The organism is Streptomyces sp. NPDC050528 (genome assembly GCF_044457795.1).
Classification (GTDB): Bacteria; Actinomycetota; Actinomycetes; order Streptomycetales; family Streptomycetaceae; genus Streptomyces.
On sequence record NZ_JBITHH010000019.1, the window covers coordinates 77,102 to 92,439 of the forward strand.

Here is a 15,338-nt window from a genome sequence, read left to right on the forward strand (position 1 = left end):
ACACGCGCCGAAGCCCCGCGAAGCCTTCGTGACGCGGCGCGGAAAAAAAGATTCCCGAACTCGCGTAATGCTTGAGCCCGCACGCCCTCTCCACTCGTACGGGCCCACCGCAGGGCCCCGTCAGCGAGAGGAGACACGTCATGCACACAGTCGTAGAGCGGGAGTTGGAGCTCAAACTCATCCTGTCGCCGGAGCGGAGCATTCCGGTCCCGGCCCGGCTGAGCTACCGCACCGACGACCCGTACGCCGTCCACATCTCCTTCCACATCAACTCCGAGCACCCCGTGCACTGGACGTTCGCCCGCGAACTGCTCGTCGAGGGGGTGTTCCGGCCGTGCGGGCACGGGGACGTGCGGGTGTGGCCGACGAAGGTGGAGCGGCGCAGTGTCGTTCTGATGGCGCTGAGTTCACCCGACGGGGACGCCCTCCTGGAGGCCCCGGCCGCCCAGGTGTCGGCGTGGCTGGAGCGCACGCTGCGGGTGGTCCCTCCGGGCTCTGAGGCGGAGCAGCTCGGCATCGACGACGGCCTGGCCGAGCTGCTCGCACCGACCCCGGCCGACGACCTGTGGCTGCGCGACCCGTGGCCGTCGGACGAGTCTCGGGACGGGGAGTGAGCCGTAGGAACAGGAAAGGGAAGGGGAGTCAGAACAGCTTGCCGGGGTTGAGGATGCCGAGCGGGTCGAAGGTCGCCTTGACCGCCCGCTGCATCTCCACGCCCACCGGGCCGAGTTCGCGGGCCAGCCACTCCTTCTTCAGGACGCCCACGCCGTGTTCGCCGGTGATCGTGCCGCCGAGCTCCAGGCCGAGCGCCATGATCTCGTCGAAGGACTCGCGGGCGCGCCGGGACTCGTCGACGTCCTGCGCGTCGAAGCAGACGGTGGGGTGCGTGTTGCCGTCGCCGGCGTGCGCGCAGACGCCGATCGTCAGCCGGTACTTCTCGCCGATCCGTTCCACCCCTTCGAGCATCTCGCCGAGCCGCGAGCGGGGCACGCACACGTCGTCGATCATCGTCGTGCCCTTGACCGCCTCCAGCGCCGTGAGCGACAACCGCCGCGCCTGGAGCAGCAGTTCGGACTCGGCCGCGTCCTCGGCCGGCACGACCTGGGTGGCTCCGGCCGCCTCGCACAGCGCTCCTACGGCGGCCAGGTCGGCGGCCGGGTCCGACGTGTCGAAGGCGGCGAGCAGTAGGGCCTCGGTCGTCTCCGGCAACCCCATGTGGGCGAGGTCGTTGACGGCCTTGACGGTCGTACGGTCCATCAGTTCGAGGAGGGACGGCACGTGCCCGCCCTCCATGATCCGGCACACGGCGTCGCAGGCCTCCGCCGCGGACCCGAACTCGGCGGCCAGCACGAGCTGTTGGGGCGGCTGCGGCCGCAGCGCCAGGATCGCCTTGACCACGATCCCGAGCGAGCCCTCCGACCCGACGAACAGCCGGGTGAGGTCGTACCCGGCGACCCCCTTCGCCGTACGCCGGCCGGTGCTCATCAACCGCCCGTCGGCGAGGACGACGTCGAGGCCGAGGACGTACTCCGCCGTCACCCCGTACTTCACACAGCACAGCCCGCCGGACGCGGTGCCGATGTTGCCGCCGATCGTGCACATCTCCCAACTGGAGGGATCCGGCGGGTAGTAGAGGCCGTGTTCATTGACCGCGCGGGAGAGCGTCGCGTTGATGACGCCCGGCTCGACGACCGCGACGCGGTCGACCGGGCTGATCTCCAGGATGCGGTCCATCTTGACGAGGGACAGCACGATGCAGCCCTCGGAGGCGTTGGCCGCGCCGGACAGGCCCGTGCGGGCGCCCTGCGGGACGACCGGGAGGCGCAGTTCGGTGGCGACGCGCATGACGTGCTGGACCTGCTCGACCGTGCGCGGCAGCACGACGACGGCGGGGGTGCCGGAGGGGCAGAAGCTCGCCATGTCGTTGGCGTACGAGTCCGTGACGTCCGGGTCGGTGAGGACGGCCTCGGCGGGCAGCCCGGCCAGCAGCCGGTCGACGAGGGTCCCGGTGTCCTGGTCGCGAGGCGCTTCGATACGGCTCATGATCACAGCGTCGCACTCGCGGCCATCGGTGTGAACCCCGTCCGCGCGTGGCTTTGGGTGCCGGGATGTGGTCGTCGTACTGGCGCACAGTGAGCGCCATGGAGAACGAACAGCGGAGCCCGGGTACGTCCCTGGTGGCGGAACCGCGCAAGCGCCGCTCCCCCGTTCTACGGCGGGTGCTGATCGCCGCGGTCGCCGGGTCCTCGGTGCTCGGCGGACTGCTGTGGCTGCTGCCCGAGGAGCCGCGCCCGGCGCCGCCGCCCGCGCCGGGACCCAAGGCGCAGGCGCTGAGCGCGGTCACCGCGGGGGTGCCGGCCGCGCTGCCCGACCTGGCCGCGCTGATCGGCGACAGGGAGACGCGGGTACGGGTCCATCCGAGGGACGCGCGGTCCTGGGCGGTGCTCGGCTCGGCCTATGTGGAGCAGGGGCGGCGGACCGGGGACACGCTGTACTACCCGAAGGCGGAGGAGGCGCTCCGCACCGCGCTGAAGGTCCGCGCGCGGGGCAACGACGCGAACGCCGTCGCGATGGACGGCCTGGCGGCCCTCGCGAACGAACGCCGGGACTTCCGCGCGGCCCGCACCTGGGGCGAGGCCGCGGTGAAGCTGGCGCCGAGGCGCTGGACGACGTATCCGCTGCTGATCGACGCGTACACCGGCCTCGGCGACTACAAGGCGACCCGTCGCACCCTCGACAAACTGCTGGAACTGCACACCGGCCCCACCGTGATGGCCCGCGCCGCCGCCGTCTACCGCGACCGGGGCTGGCGCGAGGACGCCGCCGCCCAACTCGCCGACGCGGCGGCAAAGGCCACCGCCCCCGCAGAACAGGCCGCCTGGCTGCAACGCGCCGGAGAGCTGGCCTGGGAACGCGGCGACCGCGAGGTCGCGCTACGCCACTTCGAGGCGGCCGTACGCCTGGACCCCGACCAACGGGAGGCCCTGGCCGGCGAGGGCCGCGCACTGGCCGCCCTGGGCCGCACCTCGGAAGCCCTGAACGCCTACCAGGTCGCCCTGGCCAAACAACCGACCCCCCAATACGCCCTGGAACTCGGCGAGTTGTACGAATCCCTGGGCCTCGCCCAGGCCGCCCGCGTCCAGTACGACACCCTGCGCGCCCTCGCCGCCAAGGACGCGGCGGCGGGCGTCGACGACGAGTTGATCCTCGGCGTCTTCGAAGCGGACCACGGCGACGCCCACGACGCCGTACGCCGCCTTCAGGCCGAGTGGACCCGCCAGCCGGGCATCCCGGTGGCCGACGCCCTCGGCTGGGCCCTGCACCGGGCCGGCCAGGACGAGGAGGCCCTGAAGTTCGCGTCGGCGGCGACGGACAAGGTGCACGGCGGCGGGGTACGGGACGCGCTCTACGCGTTCCACCGGGGCATGATCGAGCGCGAGTTGGAGAAGTACGCGTCCGCCCGCCGCCATCTCCAGGAGGCGTTGCAGATCAACCCGTACTTCTCGCCCCTGCGGGTGCCGTTGGCCCAGGCGGCGCTGGCGGCGCTGGGCGAGCCGCCGGAGGAAGGCCTCCCCACGGACAAGGAGCCTACGGAGAAGCCGAGTTGATGGCTCTCGCGGACAACTGCCGCTGCGGCTACGGCTTGTAGCAGAGCGAGAACTCTCGTGCCCCCGCCTCCCCGGACGCGAACCCGACGCACAGCCGGGTGCGGGGCTTGGTGCGCACGGCCAGGCCCTCCGGTTCGCGGTACGTGAGGGTGTAGCCGGCCTCCGTGCGGGAGCGTTGGACCAGGGCGCCGGTGCGGATGTCCAGGCAGGAGACGTACGTGTTGCCGTGTTTCGCGGGCGGGTTGGTGGTGGCGTTGTAGGCGGTGCCCGCCAGTTGGTAGAGGTAATCGCCGTCGAGGGCGTAGCCCTGGAACGGGATCGTCGGGTCCGGGTGGGCGCCGGTCTGGGCTATGTCGGCCAGTGGAGTGGCGTAGTCGCGGGCTACGAAGGCGTCCAAGTCCCAGATCCTGTAACGGGGTTGGTTGGCCAGGCGGTAGCGGATCGCTATGCGGTTGGACGTCATGCAGACCGTGGGCTGGTTGTTGGTGGAGTTCGCGATGGGCTTGCGGATCGCTACGTCCGCCGACGTGCGGGTGGCGCCGTTCGCGAAGTGGAAGCGGGTGACCGCCTGGCCGTAGGCGCCGCCCGAACCGGCCTTCGCGGCGGCCTCGGTCCAGATCCAGACGTCGCCGTCGGCGGTGTTCTGGACGCCCATGCTGACGCCGTGGCCGAAGCCCTGGAGGTGCATGTGGCCGAGCGACTTGCCTGTGTAGTCGAGCTGGTTGAGGCAGAGGTTGCCGGCGTCCGCGCCGCCCGTTCTCAACTGGAGGACGTACAGGCGCTGGTGGACCTCGTCCAGGGCGAACGACTGGAGGACCGTGGGTTCGTGCAGGGTGGCCTTCTGCCACAGCCAGCGCACCGCCGGTGCGCTCAGGTCGATCGGCGCGACGGCCACGGTCCTCCCAAGTCCCTTGCGGGACCCGTGTGTTACAGGTTGCCCCGCTTCTCCTGCTCCCGCTCGATCGCCTCGAACAGCGCCTTGAAGTTGCCCTTGCCGAAGCCCATCGAGCCGTGTCGCTCGATGAGTTCGAAGAACACCGTAGGCCGGTCCTGGACCGGCTTGGTGAAGATCTGGAGAAGGTACCCGTCCTCGTCGCGGTCGGCGAGGATCTTCAGCTCGCGCAGGGTGTCGACGGGGACGCGGGTGTCGCCGACCCACTCGCCGAGGGTGTCGTAGTACGAGTCGGGGGTGTCCAGGAACTTCACCCCGGCCGCGCGCATCGTCCGTACCGTCTGCACGATGTCGTTCGTGTTGAGCGCGATGTGCTGGACGCCCGCGCCGCCGTAGAACTCCAGGTACTCGTCGATCTGCGACTTCTTCTTCGCCACGGCCGGCTCGTTGATCGGGAACTTGACCTTGAGCGTGCCGTCGGCGACGACCTTCGACATCAGCGCGCTGTACTCGGTCGCGATGTCGTCGCCCACGAACTCCTTCATGTTCGTGAAGCCCATGACCTTGTTGTAGAAGCCGACCCACTCGTTCATGTGGCCGAGTTCGACATTGCCGACGCAGTGGTCGACCGCCTGGAAGGTGCGGTGGGCCGGGGCCGCGACGAGCGGTTCCGCGGGGGCGAAACCCGGGAGGTAGGGGCCGTCGTAGCCCGTGCGCTCGACGAGCGTGTGGCGGGTCTCGCCGTAGGTCGCGATCGCGGCGAGGACGACCGAGCCGTGCTCGTCCTTGAGCTCGTACGGCTCGGCGAGGGAACGGGCGCCGTGCTCGACGGCGTACGCGTACGCGGCGCGCGCGTCCGGCACCTCGATGGCGAGGTCGACGACCCCGTCGCCGTGCTCGGCCACGTGCCGGGTGAGGAACTCGCCCCAGGGGGTCGCGGGCTTGATGACGGAGGTGAAGACGAAGCGGGCGGAGCCGTTGGTGAGCACGTACGAGGCGGTCTCGCGGCTGCCGTTCTCCGGTCCGGAGTAGGCGACCAGCGTCATGCCGAAGGCCGTGGAGTAGTAGTGCGCCGCCTGCTTGGCGTTGCCCACGGCGAAGACCACCGCGTCCATCCCCTTCACCGGGAAGGGGTCGGCCTGCCGGGCGGTGTCGGGAGTGTGGTGCATGGTCTGGGTCATGAGCGAAGGCTCCCGCCGCATCGCAAGGTGCGCAATAGTTCGCGTATTGGCTGGGCAATCTGTTCAGTGGTACGACCGTTTCGGCGGGCTTTCTGTACAGTATGACCATCGTTGGAGGCGGGCGTATGGGGATCGATCGTCTGGACGGCCGGATCATCGTGCTGCTGGCCGAGGAGCCGCGGATCGGGGTGCTGGAGATGTCCCGGCGGCTGGGGGTGGCCCGTGGGACCGTGCAGGCGCGGCTCGACCGGCTTCAGTCGAATGGAGTCATCCGGGGATTCGGCCCGCAGGTCGATCCGGCGGCGCTCGGGTATCCGGTCACGGCGTTCGCGACGCTGGAGATCCGCCAGGGCCAAGGCCCGGACGTACGGGCGCACTTGGCGACCGTCCCCGAGGTCCTCGAACTGCACACCACCACCGGCAGCGGCGACATGCTGTGCCGGCTCGTGGCCCGCTCGAACGCCGATCTCCAGCGGGTCATCGACCGGGTTGTCGGTTTTGATGGCATTGTCCGGGCCGCCACCGCCATCGTGATGGAGAACCCCGTTCCGCTGCGGATCATCCCGCTGGTGAAACAGGCGGCGGAAGACCCGGAAGGGACGACGACCTGGCCGACGTAGGGGTGTGGGCATGTGAGCTTCTGGGAGTACTTGGGCAACCGGCACCAGCAGCTGCTCACCGACGCCTACCAGCACGCCAGCGCGGTCTTCCAGTGCATGGTCGTCGCCACGCTGATCGGTGTGGTGATCGGGGTCGTCACATATCGGAGCGACTGGGCGGGCAACCTCGCCACCACGGCCACATCGACCATTTTGACCATTCCGTCGCTCGCCATGATCGGTCTGCTCATTCCGATCGTGGGGCTGGGCGTTCCGCCCACAGTGATCGCTTTGACTCTCTACGGCCTGCTGCCGATCGTCCGTAACTCGATCGTGGGCCTGCGCGGGGTCGACCCGTCGCTCGTGGACGCGGCGAAGGGCATCGGGATGTCCCGGCTCGCGCGGCTGCTGCGGGTCGAACTGCCACTGGCCTGGCCGCCGATCCTGACCGGGATCCGGGTCTCCACCCAGATGCTGATGGGCATCGCGGCCATCGCGGCGTACGCCTCCGGGCCCGGCCTCGGCAACGAGATCTTCCGCGGGATCGGGTCGCTGGGCAGCAAGAACGCCCTCAACCAGGTGCTCGCGGGCACGCTCGGGATCATCGTCCTGGCGCTGCTGTTCGACGCCGCGTACGTCCTTCTCGGACGGCTGACCATTCCCAGGGGGATCCGTGCCTGAGCCATCCGCGTCCGAACGGTCGGAGTCCGAGCAGGCGAACCCGACCTCCGGTGCCTCCATCGAGCTGGAGAACCTGACCAAGCGGTATCCGGGCAGCGCCGACCCGGCCGTCGAGAGCGTCAACATGGAGATCAAGGCGGGTGAGTTGGTCGTCTTCGTCGGGCCGTCCGGCTGCGGCAAGTCCACCACGCTCAAGATGATCAACCGGCTGATCGAACCGACCGGCGGCCGGATCCGCATCGGCGGCGAGGACGTCACCGACATCGACCCAGTGAAGCTGCGCCGCAAGGTCGGTTACGCGATCCAGTCGAGCGGGCTCTTCCCGCACATGACCGTCGCCCAGAACATCGCGCTCGTCCCGAAGATGATCGGCTGGTCGAAGTCCCGGATCAGGAACCGGGTGGAGGAGATGCTCGACCTGGTCGGCCTGGACGCCGGCGAGTTCCAGGGCCGGTATCCGCGCCAGCTCTCCGGCGGGCAGCAGCAACGCGTGGGCGTGGCACGGGCGTTGGCGGCCGATCCGCCGGTGCTGCTGATGGACGAGCCGTTCGGCGCGGTCGACCCGATCACCCGCGATCACCTCCAGGACGAGTTGATCAGGCTCCAGCACGAACTGCACAAGACGATCGTCTTCGTCACCCACGACTTCGACGAGGCGATCAAACTGGGCGACCGGATCGCGGTGTTGCGCGAACGCTCGCACATCGCGCAGTTCGACACCCCGGAGGCGATCCTCACCAACCCGGCGGACGACTTCGTCTCCGGGTTCGTCGGCGCCGGGGCGGCCCTGAAGCGGCTGAACCTGACCCGCGTACGGGACGTGGAGATCACCGACTATCCGACGGTCACCGTCGACGACCCGCTCCAGGACATCTTCAACCGGCTCCGGGACAGCGGCACCAACGAGATCCTCCTCCTCGACAAGCGCGGCCGACCCTACAAGTGGCTGCGGCGCGGCGACATGATGCGCGCCAAGGGTTCGCTGGCCCGGGCGGGCACGCTGGTCAGCGACACGGTGACCCGGGACGCGACGCTCCGGGACGCGCTGGAGGCCGTACTCACGGACAACGCGGGGCGAGTCGCGGTCACCGGGCGGCGCGGGGAGTACACCGGCGTCGTCGACATGGAGACGCTGATGAACTCCGTGCACGAACTCCTGGAGGCCGACCGGCTGGAGGCGATGGAGGCGCAGCACGAGCTGGAGGAGGCCCGGGCCCTCCAGACACACGCCGAGCAGGAAGGCGCCGGCGGGGAGGAGAAGGCGTGACCACTCCCGAGCTGGAGGAAGAGACGGAAGTCGAGGCCCCGCCGCCCGCGACTCCCCCGAAGCGGCGCATCACCTGGCAGAAGCTGACCTTCCTGCCCGCCGCCCTGGTGGCGATCCTGCTGGCGACCTGGCTGTGGTTCAACCAGGCCCACCTGGACGCCATTTCGAAGAACGCCCTCTCCAACGGCCAGGTGAGCAAGGCCCTTTGGCAGCACGTCCAGCTGACCGTGATCTCCACGTTCTTCGTGCTGATCATCGCGATCCCGCTGGGCATCCTGCTGACCCGGGGCGCGTTCCGCAAGGCCGCCCCGGTCGCGATGACGTTCGCCAACATGGGCCAAGCCACCCCGGCGATCGGCCTGTTGGCCCTGCTGGTGATCTGGCTCGGCACCGGCGAGAAGGCGGCCCTGATCGGCATCATCATCTACGCCGTCCTGCCGGTCCTGTCCAACACCATCGCGGGCCTGAAGGCCAACGATCCCACGCTCCTGGAGGCGGCCCGAGGCATCGGCATGTCCCCACTCGGCATCCTGGCAAAGGTGGAGCTCCCGCTCGCCGTCCCGCTGATCCTGGCCGGTGTCCGAACCGCCCTGGTCCTCAACGTCGGTACGGCCACCCTGGCGACCTTCGGCGGGGGCGGTGGCCTGGGCGTCCTGATCACCACCGGCATCACCACCCAGCGGATGCCCGTCCTGGTGCTCGGCTCGATCCTCACGATCAGCCTCGCCCTCCTGGTGGACTGGCTGGCCTCCCTGGTCGAACTCCTGCTCCGCCCAAGGGGATTGGAGGCGGGCGCATGAAACGCACGTGTCTCCTCCTCGCCGGAACCCTGGTCGTCGTCGCCGGCTGCGGACTGACCAGCGGCTCCCCCATGGTCGACGACGTCAGCCCCGGCACCGTCGGCAAGGGCGAGCCCCTCAAGGGCGCCCATCTCACCGTCACGTCGAAGGAGTTCACCGAGCAGCTGATCCTCGGCGCGATGATGGGCATCGCCTTCCAGGCGGCCGGCGCGGACGTTCTCGACCGGACCGGCATCCAGGGCTCCATCGGAGCGCGGGAGGCCGTCAAGTCCGGTGACGCGGACGGGATGTACGAGTACACCGGCACCGCGTGGATCACCTACCTCGGCAACAGCAAGCCGATCACGGACCCGCTGAAGCAGTGGCAGGCGGTACGGAACGCCGACCTCAAGAACGGCCTGACCTGGCTGCCCCCGTCGGCCCTGAACAACACGTACGCCCTCGCGATGAACCAGGCCAACTTCAAGAAGTACGGCACGAAGACGCTCTCCGACGTGGCCGCGCTGGCGAAGAAGGACCCGGGTGCGGTGACGCTGTGCGTAGAGAGCGAGTTCGCCAACCGCGCGGACGGACTGCCGGGCATGGAGAAGGCGTACGGGATGAGTCTCCCGGCGAAGAACATCACGCAGATGGACACCGGGATCATCTACACCCAGGTGAAGAAGGGGAGTTGCACGTACGGCGAGGTCTTCACCACCGACGGGCGCATCAAGTCGATGAACCTCGCGGTGATGGCCGACGACAAGAAGTTCTTCCCCAACTACAACGCGGCGCCCGAGATCAACACGAAGGCGTTGAAGAAGTGGCCGGCGATCGCGGAGGTCCTGGCCCCGGTGACGAAGAAGCTGAACAACACGGTGGCGCGGACGCTGAACGCCAAGGTGGATGTCGACGGGGAGGATCCTCACCAGGTGGCGTTGGACTGGATGAAGGCGGAGGGGTTGGTCAAGTAGGGGCGGCGGGGGGCGAGTTACAAAGGACCACTTGCAAAGAAGTGCTTGCAACGGCTTCTTTGCAACGCTATCTTTGGACGCATGCCGGAGCCCGAACCGTCCAAGTACCGCAATCTCGACGCCCGTTCACTGCGCGGGCTCGCTCATCCGCTACGGATGCAGTTGCTGAACTCGCTGCGACGGCACGGACCGGCCACCGCCTCGATGCTCGCCGAGCGACTGGGCGAGTCCAGCGGGGCCACCAGCTATCACCTGCGCCAACTGGCCACGCACGGGTTCGTCGAGGACGCCCCGGAGCGCGGCAAGGGGCGGGAGCGCTGGTGGCAGGCGGTCGCTCAGGGCATCGACTTCGACGAGAACCTGATCCTCGACGCCGATCCGGCGGTGCGTGGCGCGGCCGACACCTACCTGCACGAGGTCGCGACCACGCACGCCCGTGAACTGTCCACCTGGGTCGGCACCCGGCAGGACTGGCTGCCCAAGTGGTCCCACTCCAACGACATGAGCGACTGGACCGTACGACTGACACCCGAGCGCACCCGTGAACTCGTCGAAAAAATCCACGAGTTGCTCGAAGACTACGAGCCCGACGACTCGCCCGAAGCAGAACAGGTGCGCTTCCACCTGCACGCCTTCCCGACCGAATCAGAGTGAGAAGAGGCAACGCCCCATGCATCCCGAGACCCACCTCGCGCTGCACCACGCCCGCGCCGCCGAACTCCAGGCCAAGGCCGCGGCCCACCACCTGGCCGCCGAGGCCAAGACCCCGCACGAACTCCGTACCCGCCTCGGCTGGACCCTCGTAGAACTGGGTCTGCGTCTCGCCGCCACCCCGAACACCACGAAGCCGGCCGTCGCCTAACAGCTCGGTACGGAGCCCTTACCTGTCTCCAGCGCCTTCAGCGCGCTCACCGCGCCCTTGAGCGTGGTCACCGCCACCAGCCGTAGCCCCTTGGGCAGTTCGGACTTGGCGTCCGAGCACTCCGCCTTCGGCACCAGGAACACCGCCGCACCGTCACGGCGCGCGGCCTGGGTCTTGAGGGCCACTCCCCCGACCGCGCCGACCGTTCCGTCGGTGCCGATCGTCCCCGTACCGGCGATGGTGCGGCCGCCCGTCAGGTCACCGCCGTTGCCGTCGCCGTTCAGCTTGTCGATGATGCCCAGGGTGAAGAGCAGGCCCGCGCTGGGGCCGCCGACGTCCGCCAGTTTCAGCGTGACCTTGACCTTCTTGTCGCTGAGTTTCAGATAGGTGAGCGCGGCGGTCGTCGCGTCGTCCTGCGACTCCTGCATCTGCTCCGTGTTGTGCTGCTCGATCTCCTTGACGCTGTTGCCGCTGGGGTAGACCGAGTCACGCGGCATGACCGCTCGATCGGTACGGAACCAGCTGTCGATCACATCGCTCAACGAGACATGCTGATCGGGTCCGGTCGCTTCGATCGTCGTCATGCGCAACTGACCGCTCGTCGTGCGCACCGGCGCCCCGGAGATCGTGATCACCGGGGTGCCCTTGTTCTCGCCGAGCACGTTCGCGGTCAGACCGGGCTGCGCCAGCGAGAACGGCAACGGCGCGAGGCCCGCCGTGGCGAGCAGTGCGACGACGGGCAGAGCGCAGACGGCTACGGCCCGGGGGCGCGTGAGGCGAGAGAGGAGCACGGGATCAATCTAACGCGACGGCCAGGTCCGCCCGGGCGCCGGTCACCCCGCACCCCGGAACCGGCTCAGCGCAGCGCGTCCGCGACCTCCCGTGCCGCGTCGACGACCCGTGGTCCGACCCGCTCGGGCACCGCGTCGGCCAGCATCACGACACCGACGCTGCCCTCGACGCCCGTGACGCCCAGCAGCGGCGCGGCCGCACCGCTCGCTCCGGCCTCCAACTCGCCGTGCGTCAAGGTGTATCCGGGTTCGTTCGCGTCCTGGTGCCGGGCGGCGAGGATCGCGCGGCCGGCGGCTCCGCGGTCCAGGGGGTGACGGAAGCCGGCGCGGTAGGCCACGTGGTAGTCGGTCCAGGTCGGCTCGACCACCGCGACGGCCAGGGCGTCCGCCCCGTCGACCAGGGTGAGGTGGGCGGTCGCCCCGATGTCCTCGGCCAGCGAGCGCAGCGCGGGGAGCGCCGCCTCCCGTACCAGAGGGTGCACTTGGCGGCCCAGCCGCAGCACGCCGAGCCCGACCCGGGCCCGGCCGCCGAGATCACGTCGTACGAGAGCGTGCTGTTCGAGGGTGGCCAGCAACCGGTACACGACGGTCCGGTTGACGCCCAGTTTGTTGGACAGTTCGGTGACGGTCAGCCCGTGGTCCGTGTCGGCCAGCAGTTTGAGGACGCGCAGTCCCCGGTCGAGCGTCTGAGAGGTCTCCGCGGTCACGACGCCCACTCCTTAGGTGGTGAGGTCGGCGGCCCCCTCGCGGCGGTTGCGTCACCGAGTCCCGTCAGTGACGCGCTTCAGAGGCCGCCGATCGGCGAGGCGGCCCGGCGTGTCCGGGCCCAGTCGCTTCACGGCTGCGCTCCGCGGCGGCGCTGCCACGGGGCGTGTGCGTAGCGGGACACTAGCGAAGGCGGTTCGCTGAGCGGAAGTCTCCGTCCAGAATCCGGTCACCGACTGGTACGGACCGGTTCCCTTCATGTTGATATGTCCTGACCTGTGGATCATCTCTGCGCGGATTCCGCACAGATGTGCGGATCAGGTGGGTACGCGAGCGGGGTCGATCACTTCATGCGCGTGGCCCACTCCTGGACCTTCGCGATGCGCTGCCGCAGCTGCCCGGCCGTGGCCTCGGCGCTCGGCGGGCCGCCGCAGGTGCGGCGCAGCTCGGTGTGGATGACGCCGTGCGGTTTGCCGGTCTGGTGGACGTACGCGGAGACCATGGTGTTGAGCGACTTCCGCAGCTCCATCATCTCCTTGTGGGAGACCACGGGCCGCCGCTCGGCGGGCAGTTCGAGCAGGTCGGCTTCTTCGTCCGGCTTCTTGCGGCTGTGCGCGATCTGCCGGGCCTGCCGCTTCTGGAGCAGCATCTGCACCTGGTCGGGTTCGAGGAGTCCGGGGATGCCGAGGTAGTCCTGCTCCTCCTCGCTCCCCGGGTGCGCCTGCATACCGAACTCGGCACCGTCGTAGAGCACCCGGTCGAAGACAGCCTCGGACTCCAGGGCCTCGAAGGAGAACTGCTCCTGCTCGCCGGTGTCCTCGTCCTGCTCCTTGTTCGCCTCCTCCATCTCCTTCTCGGACTCGGCGTACGGGTCCTCCTCGCCCTCCTTCTTCGGCTTGTCGAGGGCGTGGTCCCGCTCCACCTCCATCTCGTTGGCGAAGGTGAGGAGGTCCGGGACGGTCGGCAGGAAGACGGAGGCGGTCTCGCCGCGCCGCCGGGACCGCACGAAACGGCCGACGGCCTGGGCGAAGAAGAGGGGCGTGGAGATGGTGGTGGCGTAGACCCCGACGGCGAGCCGAGGCACGTCGACGCCTTCGGACACCATGCGTACGGCGACCATCCACCGGTCGTTGCTCGCCGCGAAGTCGTCGATGCGCTTGGAGGCACCGGTGTCGTCCGACAGCACGACGGTAGCCTTGGAGCCGGTGATCTCGCGGATCAACTTGGCGTAGGCGCGCGCCGAGTCCTGGTCCGTGGCGATGACGAGGGCACCGGCGTCCGGGATGCCCTTCCTGACCTCGGTCAGCCGCTGATCGGCGGCACGCAGCACGCTCGGCATCCACTCACCGCGCGCGTCCAACGCCGTACGCCAGGCCTGACTGATCGCGTCCTTCGTCATCGGCTCGCCGAGCCGCGCGGCGATCTCGTCACCGGCCTTCGTCCGCCAGCGCATGTTGCCGCTGTAGGAGAGGAAGATGACGGGCCGCACGACGCCGTCGCTGAGTGCGGACCCGTAGCCGTAGGTGTAGTCGGCGGAGGACCGCCGAATCCCGTCGTTCCCTTCCTCATACGTGACGAAGGGAATGGGATTGGTGTCGGACCGGAAGGGCGTACCGGTCAGCGCGAGCCGCCGAGTGGCGGGCTCGAAGGCTTCGAGGCAGGCCTCACCCCAAGACTTGCTGTCACCGGCGTGGTGGATCTCGTCGAGGATGACGAGGGTCTTGCGCTGCTCGACGCGGTTGCGGTGCAGCATCGGCCGTACGCCGACACCGGCGTAAGTGACGGCGACGCCTTGGTAGTCCTTGCCGAGCGGTCCGGCGCTGTACTCGGGATCCAGCTTGATCCCTATGCGCGCGGCCGCCTCCGCCCACTGCTTCTTCAGGTGCTCGGTCGGCGCGACCACGGTCACCTGCTGCACGACATGGTGGTGCAGCAGCCAGGAGGCGAGGGTGAGCGCGAAGGTCGTCTTGCCGGCACCGGGGGTCGCGACCGCGAGGAAGTCCCGCGGCTGCTCCTGGACATACCTCTCCATCGCACCTTGCTGCCAGGCACGCAGCTTGCCGGCGGTGCCCCAGGGGGCGCGGCCGGGAAAGGCGGGAGAGAGGTGATGGGAGCTGGCGGAGGAGGCGGCGGTGGTAGTCACGGTCTCCGGGTTCGGGAGTAGGGCGGCTCGGTTGCGTCGGCTACGTCGGTACGTCGGCTACATATGACAACCGGGCCACCCTACCGGCGGCCCGGGGGTGTCGCCTTGCGGACTACGCCGGGGTGGCGGGGGATGGGACTGACGTCACACGGGTTGGCCGGCGAGGCCGCGCAGCGCCTCCGCGATCACTCCTACGTCCCCCTCCGCCCCCGAGGCCACGTCGATGACCAGGCCGTACGCCCGGTCCTGGTCCACCCCGGCGAGATCGACCCCGTTCACGGCGAGGAAGGTCGCGGCGGCGAGCCATGCGGTGCGCTTGTTGCCGTCGACGAGGGGATGGTTCGTGGCGAGGGCGTGGAGAAGCGCGGCGGCCTGCTCGTACAGGTCGGTGTAGGCCGCCGTCCCGAACATACGAGCGCGCGGCCGATGCACCGCCGAGGCGAACAGCCCCGCCTCACGCACCTCGGGCGCCCGCCCCCCGAAGGCGATCCGCGCGACGTCGGTCACTTCCCCGACGGTGAGGTGCCGACGCCCGACAGCACCGGTGCCGTACGTCATTCGCCTAGCCTCCTCAACAGATCGCCATGCGCGACGGCAAGCCGCTCGGCCGCCGCGAGCACCGGCGCACCCTGCTCAACCAGATATCTGCGTACGGCATCCCGCACAAGGGCCTCCGGCGGTTGGCCGGTGGCGTCGGCGAGGTCGTCGAGGGCTTGCTGGAGGGCGGGGTCGAGGTGGGGGTGTTGGGGCTGGGGGTGTTGGGGTCGGGAGGTCGGCTGGTGCATGAGGCGAGGGTAGGGGCGGCGATCACCGGCGGGCGACGGAATATCGCCGGGATGCTGTTCTACGGCTCACC

At 69.4% G+C, this 15,338-nt stretch carries 17 protein-coding genes; 9 read left to right on the top strand and 8 right to left on the bottom strand.

The window, feature by feature from the left end; translation table 11 throughout:
- The first annotated feature begins 140 nt into the window (after window positions 1-140).
- Window positions 141-614, top strand: coding sequence for an SsgA family sporulation/cell division regulator (locus ACIBK4_RS45480; protein ID WP_363098899.1), 474 nt, complete (start codon window positions 141-143; stop codon window positions 612-614).
- Window positions 615-642: 28 nt separating this feature from the next.
- Here ACIBK4_RS45480 and ACIBK4_RS45485 read toward each other — a convergent pair whose 3' ends face one another.
- The gene (locus ACIBK4_RS45485) at window positions 643-2,049 is read right to left on the bottom strand and encodes an FAD-binding oxidoreductase (protein ID WP_399005189.1); all 1,407 of its coding nucleotides are present in this window, start codon (window positions 2,047-2,049) and stop codon (window positions 643-645) included.
- Between the two features lie 92 nt (window positions 2,050-2,141).
- Between ACIBK4_RS45485 and ACIBK4_RS45490 the strand changes: the two genes are divergently transcribed.
- Window positions 2,142-3,608: a tetratricopeptide repeat protein gene (locus tag ACIBK4_RS45490; protein ID WP_399005191.1), complete on the top strand. Its 1,467-nt coding sequence runs from the start codon at window positions 2,142-2,144 to the stop codon at window positions 3,606-3,608.
- Window positions 3,609-3,636: 28 nt separating this feature from the next.
- On the opposite strand, the gene ACIBK4_RS45495 is transcribed toward ACIBK4_RS45490, so the two are convergent.
- Window positions 3,637-4,503, bottom strand: coding sequence for a Teichoic acid biosynthesis protein C (Precursor) (locus ACIBK4_RS45495; protein WP_399005193.1), 867 nt, complete (start codon window positions 4,501-4,503; stop codon window positions 3,637-3,639).
- A 32-nt stretch (window positions 4,504-4,535) separates the two neighbouring features.
- On the bottom strand, window positions 4,536-5,681 hold the full coding sequence (hppD, locus tag ACIBK4_RS45500; protein ID WP_399005195.1) for a 4-hydroxyphenylpyruvate dioxygenase: 1,146 nt from the start codon (window positions 5,679-5,681) through the stop codon (window positions 4,536-4,538).
- A gap of 125 nt (window positions 5,682-5,806) precedes the next feature.
- Between hppD and ACIBK4_RS45505 the strand changes: the two genes are divergently transcribed.
- The 7 genes from ACIBK4_RS45505 (at window position 5,807) to ACIBK4_RS45535 (ending at window position 10,843) form a co-directional block, all read left to right on the top strand.
- Window positions 5,807-6,301: an Lrp/AsnC family transcriptional regulator gene (locus ACIBK4_RS45505; RefSeq protein ID WP_266857409.1), complete on the top strand. Its 495-nt coding sequence runs from the start codon at window positions 5,807-5,809 to the stop codon at window positions 6,299-6,301.
- Between the two features lie 12 nt (window positions 6,302-6,313).
- The gene (locus ACIBK4_RS45510; protein ID WP_366432414.1) at window positions 6,314-6,961 is read left to right on the top strand and encodes an ABC transporter permease; all 648 of its coding nucleotides are present in this window, start codon (window positions 6,314-6,316) and stop codon (window positions 6,959-6,961) included.
- Window positions 6,954-8,228 carry a betaine/proline/choline family ABC transporter ATP-binding protein gene (locus ACIBK4_RS45515; protein WP_399005198.1) on the top strand — a complete coding sequence of 425 codons (1,275 nt, stop codon included), beginning with the start codon at window positions 6,954-6,956 and terminating at the stop codon, window positions 8,226-8,228. The genes ACIBK4_RS45510 and ACIBK4_RS45515 overlap by 8 nt, the downstream gene beginning before the upstream one ends.
- Complete coding sequence (locus ACIBK4_RS45520; RefSeq protein ID WP_399005200.1) at window positions 8,225-9,028, top strand: ABC transporter permease; 804 nt, start codon at window positions 8,225-8,227, stop codon at window positions 9,026-9,028. Before ACIBK4_RS45515 ends, ACIBK4_RS45520 begins: the two co-directional genes overlap by 4 nt.
- Window positions 9,025-9,981: a glycine betaine ABC transporter substrate-binding protein gene (locus ACIBK4_RS45525; protein ID WP_399005202.1), complete on the top strand. Its 957-nt coding sequence runs from the start codon at window positions 9,025-9,027 to the stop codon at window positions 9,979-9,981. Before ACIBK4_RS45520 ends, ACIBK4_RS45525 begins: the two co-directional genes overlap by 4 nt.
- A gap of 81 nt (window positions 9,982-10,062) precedes the next feature.
- The gene (locus ACIBK4_RS45530; protein ID WP_399005204.1) at window positions 10,063-10,635 is read left to right on the top strand and encodes an ArsR/SmtB family transcription factor; all 573 of its coding nucleotides are present in this window, start codon (window positions 10,063-10,065) and stop codon (window positions 10,633-10,635) included.
- Between the two features lie 16 nt (window positions 10,636-10,651).
- Window positions 10,652-10,843, top strand: coding sequence for a hypothetical protein (locus ACIBK4_RS45535; protein ID WP_399005206.1), 192 nt, complete (start codon window positions 10,652-10,654; stop codon window positions 10,841-10,843).
- On the opposite strand, the gene ACIBK4_RS45540 is transcribed toward ACIBK4_RS45535, so the two are convergent.
- The 5 genes from ACIBK4_RS45540 to ACIBK4_RS45560 form a co-directional block, all read right to left on the bottom strand.
- Window positions 10,840-11,634 carry a S16 family serine protease gene (locus ACIBK4_RS45540; RefSeq protein WP_399005208.1) on the bottom strand — a complete coding sequence of 265 codons (795 nt, stop codon included), beginning with the start codon at window positions 11,632-11,634 and terminating at the stop codon, window positions 10,840-10,842. The two genes, ACIBK4_RS45535 and ACIBK4_RS45540, sit on opposite strands and share 4 nt — an antisense overlap.
- 65 nt (window positions 11,635-11,699) lie before the next feature.
- Window positions 11,700-12,341: an IclR family transcriptional regulator gene (locus ACIBK4_RS45545; RefSeq protein ID WP_399005210.1), complete on the bottom strand. Its 642-nt coding sequence runs from the start codon at window positions 12,339-12,341 to the stop codon at window positions 11,700-11,702.
- Between the two features lie 341 nt (window positions 12,342-12,682).
- Window positions 12,683-14,482 carry a DEAD/DEAH box helicase gene (locus ACIBK4_RS45550; protein ID WP_033286019.1) on the bottom strand — a complete coding sequence of 600 codons (1,800 nt, stop codon included), beginning with the start codon at window positions 14,480-14,482 and terminating at the stop codon, window positions 12,683-12,685.
- Between the two features lie 144 nt (window positions 14,483-14,626).
- On the bottom strand, window positions 14,627-15,040 hold the full coding sequence (locus tag ACIBK4_RS45555; RefSeq protein ID WP_399005213.1) for a type II toxin-antitoxin system death-on-curing family toxin: 414 nt from the start codon (window positions 15,038-15,040) through the stop codon (window positions 14,627-14,629).
- Complete coding sequence (locus tag ACIBK4_RS45560; RefSeq protein WP_399005215.1) at window positions 15,037-15,267, bottom strand: ribbon-helix-helix protein, CopG family; 231 nt, start codon at window positions 15,265-15,267, stop codon at window positions 15,037-15,039. Before ACIBK4_RS45560 ends, ACIBK4_RS45555 begins: the two co-directional genes overlap by 4 nt.
- Window positions 15,268-15,338: the final 71 nt, after the last annotated feature.

Coding starts and splice junctions, on each gene's coding strand:
- ACIBK4_RS45480 (WP_363098899.1), top strand. CDS start 141: ATGCACACAGTCGTAGAGCGGGAGTTGGAGCTCAAACTCATCCTGTCG.
- ACIBK4_RS45490 (WP_399005191.1), top strand. CDS start 2,142: ATGGAGAACGAACAGCGGAGCCCGGGTACGTCCCTGGTGGCGGAACCG.
- hppD (WP_399005195.1), bottom strand. CDS start 5,681: ATGACCCAGACCATGCACCACACTCCCGACACCGCCCGGCAGGCCGAC.
- ACIBK4_RS45505 (WP_266857409.1), top strand. CDS start 5,807: ATGGGGATCGATCGTCTGGACGGCCGGATCATCGTGCTGCTGGCCGAG.
- ACIBK4_RS45525 (WP_399005202.1), top strand. CDS start 9,025: ATGAAACGCACGTGTCTCCTCCTCGCCGGAACCCTGGTCGTCGTCGCC.
- ACIBK4_RS45530 (WP_399005204.1), top strand. CDS start 10,063: ATGCCGGAGCCCGAACCGTCCAAGTACCGCAATCTCGACGCCCGTTCA.
- ACIBK4_RS45535 (WP_399005206.1), top strand. CDS start 10,652: ATGCATCCCGAGACCCACCTCGCGCTGCACCACGCCCGCGCCGCCGAA.
- ACIBK4_RS45555 (WP_399005213.1), bottom strand. CDS start 15,040: ATGACGTACGGCACCGGTGCTGTCGGGCGTCGGCACCTCACCGTCGGG.
- ACIBK4_RS45560 (WP_399005215.1), bottom strand. CDS start 15,267: ATGCACCAGCCGACCTCCCGACCCCAACACCCCCAGCCCCAACACCCC.